Raw genomic sequence first — 19,784 nt, forward strand, 5'->3', positions numbered from 1 at the left:
AAAGAGGAGATTACATGAAAAAAGTACTTGTTGCTGATGATGAAGAAGTACTAAGAATGTTAATTACAGATACACTTGAGGACTTAGACCTTGATGTATATGAAGCAAGCGATGGTCAGGAAGCGTTAGATCTTATTCATCAGAACGACTTTGACCTTCTAGTGTTAGATTATATGATGCCAGAATTTACTGGTCTTGAGGTCATCGAAAGAGTCCGTTCACTAGATGGAAAAAGTGACGTATTAATCTTGATGCTTACCGCCAAAAGTCAACAAAACGACCAAGAAGAAATATTGAAAAAAGGGGCTAACTTTTTCTTAGCCAAGCCCTTTAGTCCGAATGCGTTAGTTGAACGTGTGCAGGAGATTTTAAGATGAACGATTATTTCAAAAAAAGCTTAAATCGTCAGCTTGTATCTTTTATGGCGATTATTATGTTGGTTATAACGATTATTGGATCAACCTTCGTGTATTACGTCAGTGTAATCCAAAGTAATTACATTGCAGAGAGAGAGGTCCTTGTGTACAAACAGGATCTAGCTTTTCAAATTGATAACAGTGCAAATCAGATGTTTATTCATTTAAGAGGGTACTTTGCTTTTCAATCACTCTCAGAATACTCGTCCTTAATGACACAAGTTGAATCTGTCAATGAAACCATTGACGAATTTAACCAGCTGACGCTTGAAGCTGATGAGTCTCAGTTTATTGGATCAGTAGAAGAACTAATTAGTCAAGTTGAAGGCTATATTCCACAAGCGGTAGAATTAATTAATAATAACAACGTTGATGAAATAAGAGAGAGGGGTGTATCTGATGGAGGAGCACTTGTTAATGAGTTAACAAGTCTGACTGCGTCCAATTTAGAGCAGACAAACGATAAATTAGCTACCCTTAGTTCAGATTATACAGTAGCAAATAGTACGATCCTTTGGTTGATTTTTGGGCTAATCATTGTTTTTATTGCTACCTTGTTTCTGATTCTAAGACGAATCTTCACAAAAATTGGAAATCCTCTTCAGGATCTTACTTTAGCGAGTGAACAGCTGGCAGCCGGTAAGGAAGTACATCTGATAGAGACAGATCGAAACGATGAAGTTGGTATCCTTTCAAGGACCTTTAATGGGATGGTTTTAACGCTACAAGAAAAGGAAGAAGAGCTTGTAGCTCAAAATGAAGAACTTATTAGTCAGCAGGAGGAGCTTGAGGATCAACAGGAAAAGCTCAGATCCGCTTTTGAGGAAACTCAGATGATTCGACTTGTGCTTGAAAAATATAATCGCTTTAATCATACGATTTCCGTTACTTTAAATAAGCAGGAACTTTTGGACCAAATCATTGATCATATGGGTGCTCTGTACCCAGTAGAACGAATGGGATTTGTTTTGTTACAGGGTAGAAAACAATCAGCAACACGCGGAATAAGTGACAAAGTGATAGAGGAGTTATCCGAGAATTTTCAAGATGGACTTGGCGTCTTGTTAAAGGAGAAAAAATCGTGTCATCAGGTCAAACGCAAATCTTCGAAATATGAGCAAGGTATTGCTGAAGAACCTGTTGATGTTTTTGATTTATATGTACCAGTGTATTCTTCTACGAAGGATCTTATGGCAGTATTCTGTTGTACACGAGTTGGTTCCGATTTCTCAGTCGAAGAACAAGAAGAACTTGAGGGGGTAATGGGACATATCTCTATTGCTATTGAACGGGTCATGCTGTATGAACAAACGGAGAACGACCGTGAATTAAATCAGGATATGATTGATAATGTAAATGAAGGCATTCAATTCATTGATCGCGAAGGCGCATTACTTCGTTCTAACAAGCTATTTCGAGATATGTTCCAATTTAATCTAAGTTTAGATACTCAATGCAATAGCTATGACACCTGGAAGAAAGAATGTTTAAAAAATGTAGAGAAAACAGAAGAACTATCTTCATTTTTTGATCACGTGCTTAGTTCGTCAACAGATGATGTTTTAACTACAAGATACAAATTATCAGATGGTAAAACAATGATTGAGGTTTACGCTGAACCTGTTTATAAAGATGACATTAGAAAAGGGACAATTATTGTTCATCGAGACATTACAAAAGAATATGAAGTGGATCAAATGAAGTCCGAGCTAGTCAGCACTGTGAGCCACGAACTTCGCACACCGCTGTCAAGTATACTTGGCTTCACTGAATTAATGATTGATCGAGAATTAAAACCTGCTAGACAAGAAAAATATCTACGAACGATTTATAAGGAAACCAATCGATTAACAAATCTAATAAACGATTTTCTTGATCTACAACGAATGGAATCAAACGTTCAATCCTATAACAAAACTTCTTTTAATGTAAAAGAATTAGTGATTGATGTCATTTCAAAGTATGAGCCGATGCATAAAGACCATCAATTTATCATTCGGGACTTAGCGAATCAAACGTTTGTATGGGCAGATCCAAACCGAATTGAACAGGTTTTAGTTAACTTAGTAAGTAATGCGGTTAAATTTTCTCCAAATGGTGGTCATGTTGAAGTGGTCATGGTAAATAAAGGGACTGATCTACACATCCACGTAAATGACGAAGGACTTGGCATTCCAGATACGGAGATCAATAAGCTGTTTACAAAGTTTCACCGAATAGATAACAGTGATCGAAGAAAGATCGGGGGGACTGGCTTAGGTTTACCTATCGTAAAAGAAATCATGGAAGCTCATGGTGGTAGTGTTTCTGTGAAATCAGAATTAGGTGCGGGAAGTACATTTATTCTGTCACTTCCTTACGATAGTCAGGATTCGCTTCTGCCAATTTCATCTATCAGTGATGACCAGGGAGATCGATTTCGAGTAGCCATTTTAGAGGATGATCAAAGTCTCGCTCTCCTTTTAGCTGAAGAACTTAAGCAAAGTGGATTTGAAGTGCACCATTATCTTAATCCAGCGGTTGCCTTGGAGCGAATAAGAGTGCAGCAAATCGATGCGGTTGTCGTTGATTTAATGCTCGGAGAAGGGATGGATGGTTGGGACTTTATTAAGGCACTCAAGCAAGTTGATGAAACCCAACATGTGCCTGTGTTTATCTCATCAGCATTAAATGAAGTGAGGGAAAAAGCAAAAGAATTTGGAGTGAGTAAATACCTCACAAAGCCTTATCCACCGCAGGAATTATCACAAGTCATTAAAAAAACCTTATCAAGTGATAAAAAAATAGGCCAAATTGTTATGCCAGAGGAGTAAAAAGGTTTATTATATAGAATAAGAGGGAATTTTGAAGACATGCTCTTGCATGTCTTTTTATATAACTAAATCTTAATCACTAATCATACGGACAGGGTGAACTCTAAATGGCAAAAAATATAGCAATAGTCGGCGCAGGTCCAGGTGGGTTAGCTTGTGCCATGCTTCTCTCAGGTAGAGGATACAAAGTAGATGTTTATGAAAAACAACCTTACGTAGGTGGGCGTACATCTGCTTTAAAGAGAGATGGCTTTACATTCGACCGAGGTCCTACATTCTTAAGCATGCCTTACATACTTGAAGAATTATTTGATTCTGTAGGACGCAAGCTGGATGATTACCTTGATTTATTAAAGGTAGAGCCAATGTATGAGTTACGATTTGAGGATTTAGTCTTCAGTCCCTCTCAAGATTCACAGGAGACATTTAATCAAATCAAAACTCTCTTTCCTGGAGATGAAGAAGGCTATAACCGGTTTATGACGGATACTAGAAGAAAAATGGCAGCACTTCTTCCTGTTTTACAAAACCGACACGGGTCGATCCTTGATTACGCAAGGTGGCGCACGTTAAAAGCACTTCCTGAGCTATCCTTAAATCAATCGTTATATGAAGTGTTAGATTCATATTTTAATGATGAGCGGTTGAAGCTTTCTTTCACGTTTCAATCGAAGTACTTAGGTATGTCTCCGTGGGAATGCCCAGGTGCTTTTAGTATTCTGTCGTATATGGAACACGAGTATGGTGTTTGGCATCCTCGTGGGGGATTAAATCAAATTTCTGAAGCGATGGCATCAGTCATCAAAGAGCACGGCGGGAATATTTATTTAGATAACCCGATTCAGCAAATTCTAACGAAAAATAAAAAAGTGTACGGGCTGCAATTACCAAATGGAGAAGAACGTAACTACGATGAAATTGTTATAAATGCGGACTTTGCCTATGCAATGACTGAGTTATTAAATAAATCAAATCTTAAGTCATACTCAAAAGAAAAACTAGATAAAAAGAAATATTCTTGCTCTTCTTTTATGATTTATGTGGGCTTAGACAAGCAATACGATCAGGCACACCATACGATTGTATTCTCAAAGGATTATAAGAAGAATGTGGAGGAAATCACTAAAACAAAAACATTGTCTGCTGATCCTTCGATCTATATTCAAAATCCAATTGTGACGGACCAAAGCCTAGCACCGCGGGGGCAATCAGGTCTTTACATTCTTGCGCCTGTCCCAAATAACTTTAGCTTATTAGACTGGGAAAATCATAAGATTGAATTTAGAGACTTAATTTATTCAATCATAGAGGAGAGAACTGAATTTAAGAACCTCCGCAATCATATTGTGTTTGAAGAATTACTAACACCAGATGATTGGCAGAAGCAGCATCATATCTATCAAGGGGCTACATTTAATCTAGCTCACAATTTAGGTCAAATGATGTATTTTAGACCCCATAACAAGTTCCAGAGTCTAAAGAATTGCTGGTTAGTTGGTGGGGGGACTCATCCTGGAAGCGGGTTGCCTACCATTTTTGAGTCTGCGAGAATTACAGCCAACTCAATCATGGAACATGATAAGAAGGGGTTGGTGCAACGATGAAAACCGTCATAGTTGGTGGAGGAATTGGTGGTCTCATCACAGCTCTTTACTTATCAAATCGTGGGGAAGAGGTTGTCATTCTTGAAAAAGATGCGAAGCTCGGAGGTCGTCTTGCACTAGTAGAGAAAGATGGATTTACAATTGATAAGGGTCCCACGATTGTTTTATTACCAGAAATCATTCATACCATTCTCGAAGAGGTGGGAGTCGATCCAAGTCAGATTGAAATGGTTCGGGTTGATCCTCTTTATTCCTTAACCTATTCAGATAACACGACCTTCTTAAAGTGGAGTGATAAAGAAAAACAATTGGCTGAGATTAATCGTGTGTTTCCGGGGGAGGAACAATCGTTTATCCATTACCTAGAAACGATGAATGACCGGTTTAAGTTAGGTAAATCCGTCTTTTTGGATCGACACTTTATGAATAAACGTGACTTCTTTAGTTTTACTTCACTAGCAGCACTAGTGAAATTAAAAGCATATCAATCCGTTGAAAAGCAAACAGCACAATTTTTTAAGGATAAAAGATTGCAAGAGGCATTTTCTCTGCAAACCTTATATATAGGAGGAGCACCTTCCACGTCACCGGCCCTATATTCACTTGTATCATTTAGTGAGCATTATCATGGCATCTGGTATATCAAAGGAGGGTATGGCAGTCTCGTACCTGTCCTTGAAAAAGAACTACGTAAGCGTGGAGTGGAGATTCATTTGAACACAGGTGTCGATCGAATTGAGGAGACAAACAATTTCGTCCAAGCGGTCTACTCAAAAGAAAAACACTTCAGTGCCGACCGATTTGTCATGAACGGGGAAATACCGCTCATGCAAACATTGTTTCCTGAAAAGAAGACTCAAAAACAAACGTATGTGTCATCTTCTTCATGCCTACTACTCTACTTTGGCTTAGACACAATCTATGAGGATGCGAATGTACATCAGTTTTATATGTCTCGGGACTTTCATCAGAACATGCAAGAGATTTTTGTCGATAAAAAGATCCCTTCAAATCCATCTCTTTACGCTTTTCACCCATCTATTATTGACGAGTCACTAGCACCTGACGGGAAAGGTGTACTGTACGTATTAGTACCAGTTCCATCAGGCTCATCTGTTGATTGGGAGCAAATTGATGAATTTGTGGACATGTGCCTAGACACATTAGAATCATGGCACTTCCCGAAATTACGAGAACATATAGAGTGGATGGACGTGCGTACACCGAAACACGCTGAAGCAGAAGGACTTTACCAGGGTGGTAGCTTTGGATTAGCTCCCGTCCTAAAGCAATCTGGAGTCTTTAGACCGCAGATCAAACCGTTTGGTCGCGAGAATGTATATGCTGTTGGTGCGTCAATTCATCCTGGCGGAGGAATTCCGATTGTGATGCAAGGAGCAAAACTGTTATCTGATTATCTGGAGGAAGAAACAGATTCAGCTACTCGGAAGGAGAATTTAATGTGAGAAAGCTAGAAGAAGCCTATGAAGATTGTCATCGCATCATTAGTCGCAACTCTAAAACCTTTGCAAAGGCATTTAGCTTACTGCCTGCTTCTAAAAGAAAAGCGGTCTGGGCCATCTATGCGTATTGTCGTAGTGTAGATGATATCGTTGACGAGGGAGCTAGTCCACACATGGAATTAGCTCAGTTCGAGGAGCAATTCCGCTTGTTTTTACGTAAGGAGTTACCTCTTGAGGATTCAATGTGGTTGGCGCTTGATGATGTATTTAAACGGTTTGAAATAAACCAACAAGCGTTTGAAGAGATGATTAAAGGTCAGAAGATGGATCTCTTTAAAAATCGTTATCAAACGATGGACGAAGTAGAAGAATATTCATATTATGTTGCTGGAACGGTTGGTCTAATGCTACTTCCTGTACTGGCACCGGATAACCACAAGCATTTAATAGACGGTGGAAAAGCATTAGGAACAGCGATGCAAATTACTAATATATTGAGAGACATTGGAGAGGATATTGAGCGGAATCGAATCTATCTCCCACAAGATTTAATGAATTACTTTGGAGTGACAGAAGAACAAATTAAATCAGGTGAAGTCACAGAAGGTTTTATTCAGCTATGGGAGCATATGGCGACACGGGCGGAAGAATTATACAGCATTGCGCTTGAGAGCATCGAACATTATCCTTTGGACGCTCGTTTACCGGTGAAGGGCGCAGCATTTATGTACCGAGCCATTTTAAATTCTGTTAGACGCAATCATTATCAGGTTTTTACCACGAGGTCTTTTATTACACAAGAAGAGAAAAAAGAAATTTTAGCGCAATTATAATTTAAAAACGAGAAAAGCGAGGATTCTAAAATAGAATCACTCGCTTTTTTTACTCCTCAGCTTGTCTTTTATGAATGAGATTGGCCACATTTAACCCACTCAATACAACCATCGGCGACCCTCCGCCTGGGTGAGTAGACCCACCAACAAAATACAGATTATGTATATCTTTTGCACGATTTGCAGGGCGCAAGAATGCATCCTTTTTTGAATTAGCGGATACACCATACAATGCTCCTTTGTAGGCGTAATAATCGCCTTGAATCTGCTCTGGTGATATGACTTGATCATGGGTAATATGAGGTGCAAGATCAAGATCATAGACCGTTTCTAACACATGATAAATATGCTGCTTATACTTTTCTACATCTATTGGAGTCTCATAATCTTGAAGCGCTGGAGCATTCACAAGGATGAACAAATTATCTCCATCGGGCGAGGCACTATGGTCCGTATATGACGAATTACAAATATAAATAGTTGGCTCATCACTATACATTCGTTTCTCAAACAAATCCTCAAATTCTCGATCATACTTTTCACTAAAGTATACTTGATGATGAATAAGGCTTGGTAATCGTTTGTTTAAGGCCGCTAAAATGACAAATGCAGAGATGGAAGGTTCAAGCTTGTCTCGTTTTTTATTGGAAAACGATGGACGGTCTATTTCGGCAACTAGCTCGGGGTATACTTGAAGCAAATCACCATTCATAATCAATTGATCACATGAAACTTGCGAGCCGTCTGCTAGTTCTACACCTGTTGCTTTCTTATTGGATACTTGAATCTGAACGATTTCAGTGTTCGAGTAGAGCTCTACACCTAACTCTTCTGCTCGTCTAACAAACCCCTCAGCAATACTTGGATTTCCACCTTCAACATAGTAGACTCCCTGAATTAACTCAAGATACGCAATCATTGAGAAGGTTGCTGGCGATAAGTAAGGAGAGGAACCAATATACGTTGCATAGCGATTAAACATTTGAACAACCTTCTCATTTGTAAAATACTTGCGATGAAACGTATCTAAAGAGGTGAATGGATGAACCTTTAGAAGAGCCTTTGTTAAGGAAGGTGAGAGATAATCCTTCCAGCTTGCAAATGTACGTGGAAAGAAATGCTCTTTTGACAATGCATAAAGGGTTGAAATATCTCTTAAATACTGGTCGTACAATTCACTAGGTATGCCAAATGAAGCTAGGTTTTTTTTCATCACATTTTGATCTGCCGTCATGTCAAGATGAGTGCCATCTGTGAAATAATTACGAGTGTGCGTATTAAGACGCTTGAACGTGAAATAGTCTTTCGGATCAGCTCCTGATTCCCGAATCACTCGCTCAAATACCTCTGGCATTGTTATGGTATTAGGTCCAAAATCAAAAGTAGCGGTTCCTAGCTGATATCTCCGCATCTTCCCGCCAAAGTGCGCATTCTTTTCAAAAAGCTTCACCTGAAAGCCCTTATGTGCAAGCGAAATCGCTGAACTTAATCCTGCTAATCCACCACCGATAATGACAACTGTTTTCATGAATAGGTCCGTCCTTTCCAGGTGAAGCCTGACTTACTCCATGCAAGCGCCATGGACTTCATAAGAATTAGAATAAATGCAAGTGCCGAAAAGGGCATAAGCAGCCAAATCCAGTTTTTTTGATTGGCCAATTGATCAATGACTAGTCGAATGCCTAAACTAATGAGTAAAGGGAGAGCGTAGTACCATGCGATAGTAAATGCGAAACCAGCTAGAAACAATGGGAAAACAAAAAGTACACTATATAAACAAATGATACTCACGGCTAACAAGTAAGAACGACCGATCCCTGGAAATGCATTTTTTGAGAAGCCTTGCCATACATCTCGGTTCTGGTGGTACATATAACACGTTACATGTTCCGTAACGTTTGCAAGACATGCTCTAGCCCCTGACTTCTTAATCGCTCTTGCTAAATGAACATCCTCCACGAGAGAATCTTTAACAGATTGATGACCTCCAATCGAACGATAGGTCATCGACTCAAAAAGCATAAAGCTACCATGAGCAGCACTCGCTGTCACATGAGTTGTCCGATTTGCCAGATATAACGGCAAATGCAAATAGATGAGCACATGCTGCATAGGCACAAGAAGCTTAGCTAAAAGACCTGATACTGGGAACCGCGGAAAACCAGTTAATAGACCAGCTTCTTGACTCTTTATCAGCGTAATGGCTTGCTCAATTGTAGTTGGTGCAAGCCTGACATCTGCATCTAAAAAGAGTAAGTAAGCGCCATTTGCTTGTAGGCTTAACTGATGACAGGCGTGAACCTTACCAACCCAGCCAGCTGGAAGGTCTTCACCACTTAGCAATTTTAAATTACGCAAGTGATGAGCTTCTTGGCGGATGAGCTGGCTAGTAGAGTCTGTTGACTGATCATCTAAGAAAATAAATTCCAGATTTGAATAGGTTAAGTCTGATAAATTCTTAATGAGATCCACTACATTCGCTTCTTCGTCTCTCATAGGAACTAAGATACTAACCAATGGCTTCTGATCAATAGTAGATTGACCTGCGAGCCACGGCATAAACAACTGATTGTGTGTGACCCAAATGAAGAGCAAACTTAGAACCGCTATAAGACAATAGATAAATATAGTCATGATTTTGAGCCTGAGAACGTATTAAACCAGTCACTAACAGAGCGGTTTCCAGAGAGAAGTAAGGTGTAATCAGACGTATCCTCCTGTGCAATCTTATCTCGTTGTTGATTCAATTGCAGAGTCATTTCTGTTTCAAGCAAGGTTGTCACTTCCTGACGCGATTGATTATTAAATTGATTGGACATAACAGGTTCACTTACCTCAATGTAAAGTCGTGGTTTCTGCTCATGTAACATCGTGTAGTAATAGGTGACCGTATAAATAGTCACCTTATGGTCTGCCGTAGCTAAATGTGCTGAGCCTGTTTTGAACTCGAGCGGTCTTTTTTCCAAAGGCTGCTCCGCTCCTTGAGGGAACATCCATACAGCTTTTTGATTATGCAATAGCTTTTTCGCATAGACAAGCGTCTCGACAATGGATCGAGGCTTTTCCACATTAACAGAGAAGGCGCCAATTCGTTTGAAGAATGGAAATTCCTTCAAGCCTTTCTCGCTCATCATGGCGTAGCTATCATACGGACAAAATGTTTGAGTCAGATAAAAGGTAACTAACCCATCCCACCAGCTCGAATGATTAGCTAGTATGAGTACACCAGCGTCTTCTTGCTTAAATGCTCCTTTAATCGAAATACTCGAAAAAGAGCGTTTTAATAGCCAATTTGTATTATATAGATGCAGTGCCTTACTGAAAAAAGCATTTTTTTGCGCTTTGATCATGAGATTATGATTCCTTCCGCTTGTTGTATCCAATCACTAACGGAATGCTTAAAACCAATGAAAGAAGAACAGCTAACCATAACTGATGTGTAATACCTAAAATCACAAACATCATCAACACCATTACATAGAGCCAAACCATTCGAGGCTCCCAATATGTATCTTTGTAGCCTGTCCATTTTCCGACCAATTGTAGAGTAAGGTAAACAACTGTATGTAAGATAAAGGCTAGAACAAACCAACCAAAGAAATTCGAGAAGGGAATATCGTAATAAAATCCTCCGGCTGTCCAGATCCAATACTCTTTTACTTGAAAAGCAACTGGATCGAGAACAATGTCCATAATAACCGCAGCGAGCGAGCCAAGTAGTGTATAAGAGAGCCACTCCAACCATTTGTTTTGGATTCTCCATGTATAGGCACGAGCAATGACATGAGTTGTAGAGATAACCATTAACCATGCTGCTCCAATCGTGAACGGGACTTCAAATAAAATTAGACCAAAATCAGGATTATAAAAGTAATCACCAAAAAGGATTCCGTAATGAACACCAACACCTTCCACAATAAAGGTGATGATAACAATTAAGATAGATAATACCGTTCCAAGCATTCTTCCGTATTGTTTAATTAAAAAGATTGCGCCAAGCACACCGGTTAATACTAGAAATACAGTATTTGCCCATTCTAAGCTTGGTGGAAGGATATCAAACGTTAGAAGAATGACTCCACATATGTACCAAAAAACAAAGAAACGAAAAATGAACCGATCAAAGTTCTCTAACATGACAACCCTCCAGATATTCTCTAAACTATATGTAAACACTATGCTCATTGTACAATGAGCGGAGGAGGAATAGCTATGAATAAGCGTGTCGTGCTCGTAACGGGAGCTGGTAATGGAATTGGTGCCGAAGTAGCACTTGCTTTTGCAGAACAAGGAGACCAGGTCATTCTTTCAGATGTGATAGTGGAAGATGCAAATCGGACTCTGAAAAAAATAAATGAAGCTCGTGGGGAAGCGATTGTAATTGCCTGTGATGTCTCGAACAGTGACCAGGTAAGGGCGATGATGGCTGAGATTTATCAATCGTATGGACGCTTAGATATATGTATTAATAATGCTGGCATCTCTAAATGGAAGTCACCGCTTGAGTTAGAAGAAGACGAGTGGGATAAAGTGATGAATACAAATGCAAAAGGAACTTTTTTATGTAGTAAAGAAGCAGCCAAGCTGATGGGAAAAGCTGAAAGTGGTGGATCTATCATCAATATGGCTTCAACAAGAGCGGCTATGAGTGAACCTAATTCTGAAGCATACGCTGCATCAAAAGGAGCCATTGTCTCATTAACCCATGCGCTTGCGGCTTCCTTGCAGGATCAGCGTATTCAAGTGAATAGCATTAGTCCGGGCTGGATTCATACAGGTGATTCGAGTGAATTAAGAGATGTAGATCATACTCAGCATTTTTCAAAAAGAGTAGGAGAACCTTCTGATGTTGCGCGCCTATGTTTATTTTTATCAGATCCGAGAAATACGTTTATAACAGGTGAAAATATAACAATTGATGGTGGAATGACAAAAAAAATGATGTATGAGCATTAAAAAAAGGTTTGATATTACCTGTCTAGGGTAAAGTAAAAAGGAAGAGGTGTGAGGATGAGCACGGAACAAGAAAAGCAACAAACAAAAGATCAAGTAATGGGGCAGCTTGAACAAGTAATCGATCCTGAACTCGGGGTTGATATTGTAAATTTGGGACTTGTTTATGAAATTAAACTAGACGATGAGAATAATGTTACGGTTGTTATGACTCTTACGGCGATGGGGTGTCCATTGGCTGGAGAAATACATCGTTCTGTGAAAGAAGCATTAAGTGAATTAACGGAAATTGGAGATATTGGAGAGGTAGAGGTGGATATCGTTTGGAATCCGCCTTGGTCTAAGAGTATGATGTCACGATACGCCAAGATTGCATTAGGAGTACATGAGTCATAGGATAAGAAACCCCTACCAGTACAAAGGTAGGGGTTTCTTGTGAATTATTCAGGCTTTGGTACATGTTTGAAGATTTCTCCGCTTTCAAAGAAATCAACTAACTCATCTAGCCATTGGTAATAATTCATCCACTGTTTTGTTTCAGTTAACCAAAGGTTTAGTTCTTCTTCCGTTTCCTCGGTTAGCTGATCGTTTTGTTCTAATTCTTTATGAATTTGATTAGCCAAACGTTTGCCAATCATTTTATTTTTTTGAATAACCTTCTGCCAATTAGAGGTGAAAAGTGAGATGAAGGTTTGATAATAATCTTCTTCGACATTATACAAATCTTTTCTAACGCCTTTTTCATATACCTTGCTGGCGATATTTAAATCAATCATTTCGCGTACAACTTGACTCATTCTTGTTTTGCTCATTCCGGTTTCCGTTGACAACTCTTCAAGCGTCATTGGTTTTCGGTTTGTATAGATTACTCCGAGTACCCTGCCTACCGTTGCAGACACACCGTATGTCCGCATGTTATCAGCAATACCTTCAATATATTGTTCTTCGATTTTTTGTAAGAATTCAGAAGAAGCCCCTTTCATGTCCTGCGCACCTCATTCACTTATTGTCAGAGATAATGTACCATATTTTTTTCGTTAAAAGAAGTCTCAATTTAAAGTGTTGCAAATTAATACTTTACAAACTTTTTGTAAACTTTTTATTGTATATAGTTTATAATAAAGCCTGTTAATTTATTCGGAGGTGCAGAAAATGCTACGTATGGAAAATGTGACCAAGACCTATAAAGGTGGAAAGAAAGCTGTAAACAATGTATCACTTAATATTAAAAAAGGAGAGTTCATTTGTATTATAGGACCTAGTGGTTGTGGAAAAACAACCACTATGAAAATGATTAACCGATTAATCGAACCTTCAAACGGTAAAATTTATATAAATGATGAGGATTTATTAACGCAGGATGCTGTTAAACTTCGTAGAAAAATTGGATATGTGATTCAACAAATTGGTTTATTTCCTCATATGACAATTGAGGAGAACATCACTCTGGTCCCTCGTTTATTAAAATGGACTTCAGATAAGAAATCAAAAAGAGCAGAGGAGCTACTGTCCTTAGTTGATATGCCAAAGGATTACTTAAACAGGTATCCGAATGAACTAAGTGGAGGACAACAACAACGAATTGGCGTATTGCGTGCCTTAGCAGCTAATCCACCACTTATATTAATGGACGAGCCTTTTGGAGCACTTGATCCAATTACCAGAGATTCCTTACAGGAGGAATTTAAGCGACTACAGCGTTCTTTGGATAAAACGATTGTATTTGTTACACATGATATGGATGAAGCGATCAAATTAGCTGATCGAATTGTTATTATGAAAGATGGTGAAATTGTCCAATTTGACTCACCTGAAGAAATTTTAAGAAATCCGGCTAATGAATTTGTAGAGGATTTTATTGGTCGAGAGCGCTTATTACAGGGAAGACCGAATGTACAAACCATCTCGCAGGTGATGAGTAAAAATCCAATTTCTATTAGCGGTAAACAAACACCGGCGAATGCCTTAAAGCTAATGAAGCAATCAAGAGTAGACTCCCTTCTTGTAACAGATGAGTCTGGTGTTCTTATGGGCTACATCGATCTTGAGTCAATTGATCGTAATCGCTCACTGGAATCCATTGATTCTTTAGTAAAACCAAGTCTCCATAAAGTTCAAGAAAATGCATTGATTCGAGATACTATTCACCGATTATTAAAACGTGGCGTGAGCTATTCTCCTGTTGTAAACAGTCAGGATAAGCTTGTTGGAATTGTGACACGAGCTAGTTTGGTTGATATGGTGTATGACTCTATTTGGGGAGAAGAGGAAAGTGTTGCAGATGGGGGAGTAAATCATGAATGAACTGGCTGAGTTTTTACAAACAAATGGAAACGAGCTTCTTCTTAAAACATGGGAACACATTTACATTTCTTATTTGGCTGTAATCCTTGGGATTTTAGTCGCTGTTCCTTTAGGTATTGCCTTAACTCGTGTACCCAAAATTGCTCAATGGGTTATAGGTACAGTAAGTGTTCTTCAAACCATTCCGAGTCTCGCTATTCTAGCCTTCTTTATTCCTTTTCTGGGAGTAGGAACTGTACCCGCGGTTGCTGCCCTATTCTTATACTCTGTATTACCGATTCTGCGGAACACGTATACCAGTGTGAAAGAAGTTGATCCTAACTTAATTGAGGCTGGAAAAGGGATGGGCATGACCACACGAGAGCGTATAAAAGGGATCGAATTGCCTCTCGCTTCACCTGTTATCATGTCAGGTATTCGAGTTTCCTCGGTATATTTAATTGGTTGGGCTGCTCTTGCATCGTTTATTGGAGCTGGAGGATTAGGTGATTTTATTTTTAGTGGTTTAAACCTTTATGATCCGGCGTTTATTATTGCTGGGGCTGTGCCAGTAACGATCTTAGCTCTACTAACTGATGTGATTTTTGCGAAAATAGAAAAGACTGTTACACCAAAAGGCATTGAAACTCATGAGAAAACCGTGTAACAGAAGGAGATGTTCATCATGCTAAAAATAAAATCAATGGTTGCTATTTCTTTGCTAGCAACTGTCCTAACTGGTTGTTCGTTACCTGGTTTAAGTGGGCCGGCAAGTGGAACAGTCAAAATCGGTGCGGTCAATACAACAGAGTCCATGATTATTGGAAATATGATTAAAGAGCTGATTGAAGAGGAAACCGATTTAAAAGTGGAAATGATCAATAATTTAGGTTCTTCTATCGTCATGCATCAAGCCATGCTAAACGGTGATGTAGACATTTCAGCTACTCGGTATACGGGAACGGATATTGCAGGTGCGTTGAATATGGAACCAGTTATGGATCCTGAGGAAGCACTTAAAGTCGTTCAGGAAGAGTTTCCGGAAAGATATGATCAGGTATGGTTTGATTCGTATGGATTTGCAAATTCATACGCCATTACTGTAACAAATGAGATGGCGAACCAAGAGAATTTAGAAAAAGTGAGTGATCTTGAGGATCAGGCCGATGATCTTCGCGTTGGAGTAGATGGTTCATGGATTAATCGTGCAGGAGATGGATATGAAGGATTCCAAGAAACGTATTTTGGATTCGAAAATATATCTCCCATGCAAATTGGACTCGTATATGATGCAGTTGAAAGCGGACGTATGGACGCAGTTCTTGCTTATACTACAGATGGACGAATTGCTGCATATGATTTAAAGATTCTAGAAGACGATCGTCAATTCTTTCCACCGTATGATGCATCCATGGTAGTAGATAACGAACTTTTGAGCGAGCATCCTGAGCTTGAAGCCATCTTAAATCGACTTGTTGGAACCATTGATACAGAGAAAATGCAGGAATTAAATTACGAATCAGATTTCTATATGAAAGAACCAGCTGTTGTTGCAAGAGAGTTTCTAGATGAGAATCAGTTTTTTGCTGAGGGGGGTGAGTAAATGGAGACAATACAAGACTTAATTCTTTATTACTCTCAGAATAGTGGGTATGTATGGACAGAATTTTATCGTCATTTTCTAATGTCTGCTTATGGGGTGTTTTTTGCAGCTCTTGTTGCAATACCGCTTGGCGTTCTGATTGCTCGTTACAGTAGGCTAAGTGGAGTTGTATTAACCATTACCAATGTCATTCAAACCATCCCGGCACTTGCGATGTTAGCCGTTTTGATGCTGGTGCTTGGACTTGGAGCCAATACAGTTGTGTTAGCGTTGTTCCTCTACTCGTTATTGCCTATTTTACGAAATACGTATACCGGTATTAAAAATGTAGATCGAGCACTTGTGGAATCAGGTAGAGCTATGGGGATGACAAGATGGCAGCTACTATATATGCTTGAACTTCCGCTCGCGTTATCTGTTATTACCGCAGGATTGCGCACAGCCTTAGTTTTTGCAATCGGCATTACAACAATCGGTACATTTATTGGGGCTGGTGGACTTGGTGACATTGTGATCAGAGGAACAAATGCTACTGATGGTACGGCTATTATTTTAGCAGGAGCCATTCCCACCGCATTAATGGCTATTTTAGCAGACGTGTTGATGGGGTGGATTGAACGAACCCTCTCACCATCATCAAAACAACAAAAGCAAGCGAATCCTGTTTAAACAAAAGAAGACCTCATCATTAGTCGTTGAGGTCTTCTTTTATAAGAAGATAGGTTGACTTAGTAGCTGTAAGCTGAGCCAACGATTACAAGAAGAATGAATAAAACAACGATAAACGCAAAACCATTTTCATATCCGCCCATTGTCAACACTCCTTTATTATAGCCTACCTTATACTATGTAATATGATTAAAAGAGCGTGGGCACCAGCGCCCATTTATCGGCCACCGCGTATCATTAGGAAAGTGTCTATTGATATAGTAAACTAAAAGAGTAAAGCGATTCTATTAAAAATGGGATTTACAGAGGAGTGTTCTTAATGTTAAAAAAATTGTTTGGACTAGACAAAAATGAAAATCAACAATCTACAACGGAAGAGGCTCCAACAGAAGAAACTGTTTTTGCGGTAGCAAACGGTACGTTGGTTCCACTAGAAGAGGTACCAGACCCAACATTTTCTCAAAAAATGATCGGAGACGGAGCTGCTATTGATCCAACAGACGGTCAAGTGGTGTCACCAGTTGCAGGAGAAGTATTGCAGGTATTTCCGACAAAGCACGCAATTGGTATTCGAACAAATGGTGGAGCAGAGCTTCTTATTCACATTGGCCTTGAAACGGTTAATATGGACGGGGAAGGGTTTACGGCACATGTAAAAGCAGGAGATCATGTAGAGGTTGGTACACTTCTTGTTGAGTATGATCTTGAACTTGTAAGAGAAAAGGCATCAAGCACTCTCATTCCAGTGGTGGTAACCAATCACGAGGATCTAGGCGGAATTGATGTCGAGACTTCAGGCACTTCTGAGGCAGGAAACACTGCGCACTTAACCGTCAAATATAAGCGTTAAACCCGTCACGGAGAATCCATAAATACATGCTAGTTTTTCTCCATCTTTCCTGTTACACTACGATAGTTGTATGTATGAAGAAAGGGTGTTGGCATGTCAGCTTTACTCGTTTTTATTGTCCAGCTTCTTTATGTTCCTATTCTAACCATTAGAACCATTATGATGGTTAAAGGAATGAAGGAACGTGCGGCAGCAATGGGCGCACTAGAAGGTATTATCTACGTTGTTGCCTTAGGAATCGTATTCAGTGATTTAAGTAACTATTATAATATGATTGCCTATGCTTTAGGCTTCGCTGTTGGTCTGTATATCGGAGCGATCATTGAAGAGAAGCTGGCAATTGGATATTTAACGTTTGAAGTAAATATCCCTACAAGAAATCAAGAGTTGATTGACAGGCTTAGAGAAGTAGGATTCAGTGTTTCTACTTCAGCTGTAGAGGGCATGACATCTACTCGTTATCAGCTTGACTGTACTGCCAGACGCGATCGAGAAAAGGAATTTATACGCGTGGTTACTGAATACGAGCCAGCTGCGTTTATCGTTTCCTTTGAACCGAGAAGCTTTAAAGGTGGATACATTACAAAAGCAATGAAGCGTCGTCGTGAGAAATACTTGAAAAAGAAGAAAAATGCAGAACAATCATAAGCAAAAACCCCGCTCCATAAGGAGCGGGGTTTTCTTTCACTTAAAATTGGTTCGGGTCTACATCACCTAAAAAGAAATACACAACAAACGCTAAAACAAAGCAGTAGATTGAAAAATAAATGAGTTTGCTTCGTTTAAAGAAATTGATAAACCATACAATTCCAATTAAAGATGATACAAACGTGACGACAACCGCTACAAGCAGTGGAAACGCTCCTGCTACAGCAAGTAATTCTCCATTTAATAAATCTTTAATAGCAAGTACGGTTGAACCAAGAATAACCGGAATGGATAGTAAAAAGGAATAACGAACGGCTGTTTCTTTTGTTAATCCAGCAAACATCCCAAAAACAAGTGTCGTTCCAGAGCGTGAAAGTCCAGGAATTAAGGCAATCGATTGTCCGATCCCGATGATCACTGAATCGAAAAGGGTCATATCCTTTTCAGTTCTGTTTCCTGTGCGAATGGCGCGCTCGATTAGAATTAGAGAAATTCCTGTAATAGCAAGTGATATGGCAATCACAGTAGGACCTTTAAGTGCAGTAGAGATGTAATCTTCAAAAAGAATACCCGCTACACCAGTAATCACTGTAGCGACCAGTATGTAAATTGAAAACCAGAAATTCGTTTTGTTTTCCTCTGAACGATTCTTTATGTAGCTAAAGAAACCAATAATTAATTCAATTAAATCTTTTCGGTAATAAATAATTACCGCTAAAACGGAACCTAGATGAAGTAGAATTTCAAATCCAAACCCAGGAAACGAGATATCAAAAAGTAATTGGGTAATTACAAGGTGGGCGGAGCTTGAGATTGGAAGGAATTCAGTAAGTCCTTGTACCAATCCTAGCACAATAGCCTCAAGTATTGTCATAGTCATATTCCTTTCTTTCACTGTTCATCTCTTTAGTATGTATATGTTCTACTAGCTGCTTCATTCTAGCAAATATTTACTCGTTCGTGAAGGGTTTTTCAGATTTATACATGTTCTTACCATCTTGCCGAACGAAACAGCTAACTATATACTGAACATACTATTAATCTTTTGGAGCGGACTGACTATGAAACGAAAAATAACGATATTCATCTTGATTATTGCGATTTGTATTGGAGCCGGTTTGCTTGTAAATCAATTTGTAAATAGTTCTAAACAGGTCGGTAGCCAAGAAGGAATGCAGACTGAATCGATTCATTTAGAAGATGCGAACGGGCAAACAGCTGATGTATTCGAGCCGAAAAATCGTGTAACCGTGTTAAATGTCTGGGCTACATGGTGTGAACCATGTGTTCGTGAACTTCCAGCATTAATGGAATTAGCCTCAGATTATCAATCAAAAGGCGTTGATGTTGTGACGTTGAATGCACAAAAATTTGAACGTATCCCCGAGCATACATTTGAATTTATGGAGGAACAACAATTAACGCTACCCGTGTTTTTGGATTCTGAGGGTGAATTCTTTGACGCGTACAATGTGCAAGGATTACCTACAACTTTTATCGTGGATGCGGACCAAATCATCGTGAAGCGTATTGAAGGTGAGGTTCATTACGAGATGATCCAAGAAATCATTGATCCACTCTTAACTTCTCATTGAAATTGATTGAAGATCCTTATAGCAAGGGTCTTCTTTTTTTTATAGTAGATTCAT

21 protein-coding genes are annotated in these 19,784 nt (G+C 39.2%); 14 read left to right on the forward strand and 7 right to left on the reverse strand.

All coding sequences use genetic code 11. The features are described 5' to 3' along the window. Positions 1-14 precede the first annotated feature (14 nt). The 5 genes from JNO66_RS02445 to JNO66_RS02465 all read left to right on the forward strand — a co-directional run bounded on the left by JNO66_RS02445 (position 15) and on the right by JNO66_RS02465 (position 7,129). Positions 15-377 (forward strand): response regulator, encoded by a 363-nt coding sequence (locus JNO66_RS02445; RefSeq protein WP_203086605.1) that lies wholly within the window; start codon positions 15-17, stop codon positions 375-377. After that, on the forward strand, positions 374-3,229 hold the full coding sequence (locus tag JNO66_RS02450; RefSeq protein WP_203086606.1) for an ATP-binding protein: 2,856 nt from the start codon (positions 374-376) through the stop codon (positions 3,227-3,229). Before JNO66_RS02445 ends, JNO66_RS02450 begins: the two co-directional genes overlap by 4 nt. A 107-nt stretch (positions 3,230-3,336) precedes the next feature. Further along, positions 3,337-4,833, forward strand: coding sequence for a phytoene desaturase family protein (locus JNO66_RS02455; protein ID WP_203086607.1), 1,497 nt, complete (start codon positions 3,337-3,339; stop codon positions 4,831-4,833). Next, positions 4,830-6,299, forward strand: coding sequence for a phytoene desaturase family protein (locus JNO66_RS02460; protein WP_203086608.1), 1,470 nt, complete (start codon positions 4,830-4,832; stop codon positions 6,297-6,299). The genes JNO66_RS02455 and JNO66_RS02460 overlap by 4 nt, the downstream gene beginning before the upstream one ends. Further along, complete coding sequence (locus JNO66_RS02465; protein WP_203086609.1) at positions 6,296-7,129, forward strand: phytoene/squalene synthase family protein; 834 nt, start codon at positions 6,296-6,298, stop codon at positions 7,127-7,129. Before JNO66_RS02460 ends, JNO66_RS02465 begins: the two co-directional genes overlap by 4 nt. Before the next feature lie 49 nt (positions 7,130-7,178). Here the strand turns inward: JNO66_RS02465 and JNO66_RS02470 are convergent, their stop codons facing one another. Genes JNO66_RS02470 through JNO66_RS02485 form a run of 4 tightly spaced genes read right to left on the reverse strand, consistent with a single transcriptional unit; the run spans position 7,179 to position 11,266 of the window. Continuing rightward, on the reverse strand, positions 7,179-8,657 hold the full coding sequence (locus JNO66_RS02470; protein WP_203086610.1) for a phytoene desaturase family protein: 1,479 nt from the start codon (positions 8,655-8,657) through the stop codon (positions 7,179-7,181). Further along, the gene (locus tag JNO66_RS02475; protein ID WP_203086611.1) at positions 8,654-9,763 is read right to left on the reverse strand and encodes a glycosyltransferase family 2 protein; all 1,110 of its coding nucleotides are present in this window, start codon (positions 9,761-9,763) and stop codon (positions 8,654-8,656) included. The genes JNO66_RS02470 and JNO66_RS02475 overlap by 4 nt, the downstream gene beginning before the upstream one ends. After that, positions 9,760-10,479: a lysophospholipid acyltransferase family protein gene (locus JNO66_RS02480; RefSeq protein ID WP_203086612.1), complete on the reverse strand. Its 720-nt coding sequence runs from the start codon at positions 10,477-10,479 to the stop codon at positions 9,760-9,762. The genes JNO66_RS02475 and JNO66_RS02480 overlap by 4 nt, the downstream gene beginning before the upstream one ends. Positions 10,480-10,483: 4 nt before the next feature. After that, the gene (locus JNO66_RS02485; protein ID WP_203086613.1) at positions 10,484-11,266 is read right to left on the reverse strand and encodes a carotenoid biosynthesis protein; all 783 of its coding nucleotides are present in this window, start codon (positions 11,264-11,266) and stop codon (positions 10,484-10,486) included. Between the two features lie 75 nt (positions 11,267-11,341). On the opposite strand from JNO66_RS02485, the gene JNO66_RS02490 reads away from it, so the two are divergent. After that, entirely contained in the window at positions 11,342-12,085 is a 744-nt protein-coding gene (locus tag JNO66_RS02490; RefSeq protein ID WP_203086614.1) for an SDR family NAD(P)-dependent oxidoreductase, read from the forward strand. Between the two features lie 54 nt (positions 12,086-12,139). Next, on the forward strand, positions 12,140-12,478 hold the full coding sequence (locus JNO66_RS02495; RefSeq protein WP_203086615.1) for a metal-sulfur cluster assembly factor: 339 nt from the start codon (positions 12,140-12,142) through the stop codon (positions 12,476-12,478). Between the two features lie 44 nt (positions 12,479-12,522). Here JNO66_RS02495 and JNO66_RS02500 read toward each other — a convergent pair whose 3' ends face one another. Beyond that, complete coding sequence (locus tag JNO66_RS02500; protein ID WP_203086616.1) at positions 12,523-13,065, reverse strand: GbsR/MarR family transcriptional regulator; 543 nt, start codon at positions 13,063-13,065, stop codon at positions 12,523-12,525. Between the two features lie 169 nt (positions 13,066-13,234). Here JNO66_RS02500 and JNO66_RS02505 point away from each other — a divergent pair, with 169 nt between their 5' ends. The 4 genes from JNO66_RS02505 to JNO66_RS02520 are packed head-to-tail and all read left to right on the forward strand — an operon-like array spanning position 13,235 to position 16,637. Continuing rightward, positions 13,235-14,386, forward strand: coding sequence for an ABC transporter ATP-binding protein (locus JNO66_RS02505; RefSeq protein WP_203086617.1), 1,152 nt, complete (start codon positions 13,235-13,237; stop codon positions 14,384-14,386). Then, positions 14,379-15,032, forward strand: coding sequence for an ABC transporter permease (locus JNO66_RS02510; RefSeq protein WP_203086618.1), 654 nt, complete (start codon positions 14,379-14,381; stop codon positions 15,030-15,032). Before JNO66_RS02505 ends, JNO66_RS02510 begins: the two co-directional genes overlap by 8 nt. Before the next feature lie 18 nt (positions 15,033-15,050). Then, on the forward strand, positions 15,051-15,968 hold the full coding sequence (locus tag JNO66_RS02515; protein ID WP_203086619.1) for an osmoprotectant ABC transporter substrate-binding protein: 918 nt from the start codon (positions 15,051-15,053) through the stop codon (positions 15,966-15,968). Beyond that, positions 15,969-16,637, forward strand: coding sequence for an ABC transporter permease (locus tag JNO66_RS02520; protein WP_203086620.1), 669 nt, complete (start codon positions 15,969-15,971; stop codon positions 16,635-16,637). Between the two features lie 59 nt (positions 16,638-16,696). On the opposite strand, the gene JNO66_RS20875 is transcribed toward JNO66_RS02520, so the two are convergent. Continuing rightward, positions 16,697-16,780, reverse strand: a complete 84-nt coding sequence (locus JNO66_RS20875; RefSeq protein ID WP_203087484.1) for a YjcZ family sporulation protein — start codon at positions 16,778-16,780, stop codon at positions 16,697-16,699. A 176-nt stretch (positions 16,781-16,956) separates the two neighbouring features. Here JNO66_RS20875 and JNO66_RS02530 point away from each other — a divergent pair, with 176 nt between their 5' ends. Both JNO66_RS02530 and JNO66_RS02535 read left to right on the forward strand, forming a co-directional pair. Next, the gene (locus JNO66_RS02530) at positions 16,957-17,487 is read left to right on the forward strand and encodes a PTS sugar transporter subunit IIA (RefSeq protein ID WP_203086621.1); all 531 of its coding nucleotides are present in this window, start codon (positions 16,957-16,959) and stop codon (positions 17,485-17,487) included. 93 nt (positions 17,488-17,580) lie between these two features. Continuing rightward, entirely contained in the window at positions 17,581-18,135 is a 555-nt protein-coding gene (locus JNO66_RS02535) for a DUF2179 domain-containing protein (RefSeq protein WP_203086622.1), read from the forward strand. A gap of 40 nt (positions 18,136-18,175) precedes the next feature. Here the strand turns inward: JNO66_RS02535 and uppP are convergent, their stop codons facing one another. Beyond that, a complete protein-coding gene (uppP, locus tag JNO66_RS02540) occupies positions 18,176-19,015 on the reverse strand; it encodes an undecaprenyl-diphosphatase UppP (RefSeq protein ID WP_307730677.1) in 840 nt (279 codons plus the stop codon). A 181-nt stretch (positions 19,016-19,196) separates the two neighbouring features. Between uppP and JNO66_RS02545 the strand changes: the two genes are divergently transcribed. Next, positions 19,197-19,730 carry a TlpA family protein disulfide reductase gene (locus JNO66_RS02545; RefSeq protein ID WP_203086624.1) on the forward strand — a complete coding sequence of 178 codons (534 nt, stop codon included), beginning with the start codon at positions 19,197-19,199 and terminating at the stop codon, positions 19,728-19,730. Positions 19,731-19,784 lie beyond the last annotated feature (54 nt).

The organism is Alkalicoccobacillus gibsonii (assembly GCF_016798245.1).
Taxonomy (GTDB): Bacteria; Bacillota; Bacilli; order Bacillales; family Bacillaceae_D; genus Alkalicoccobacillus; species Alkalicoccobacillus gibsonii.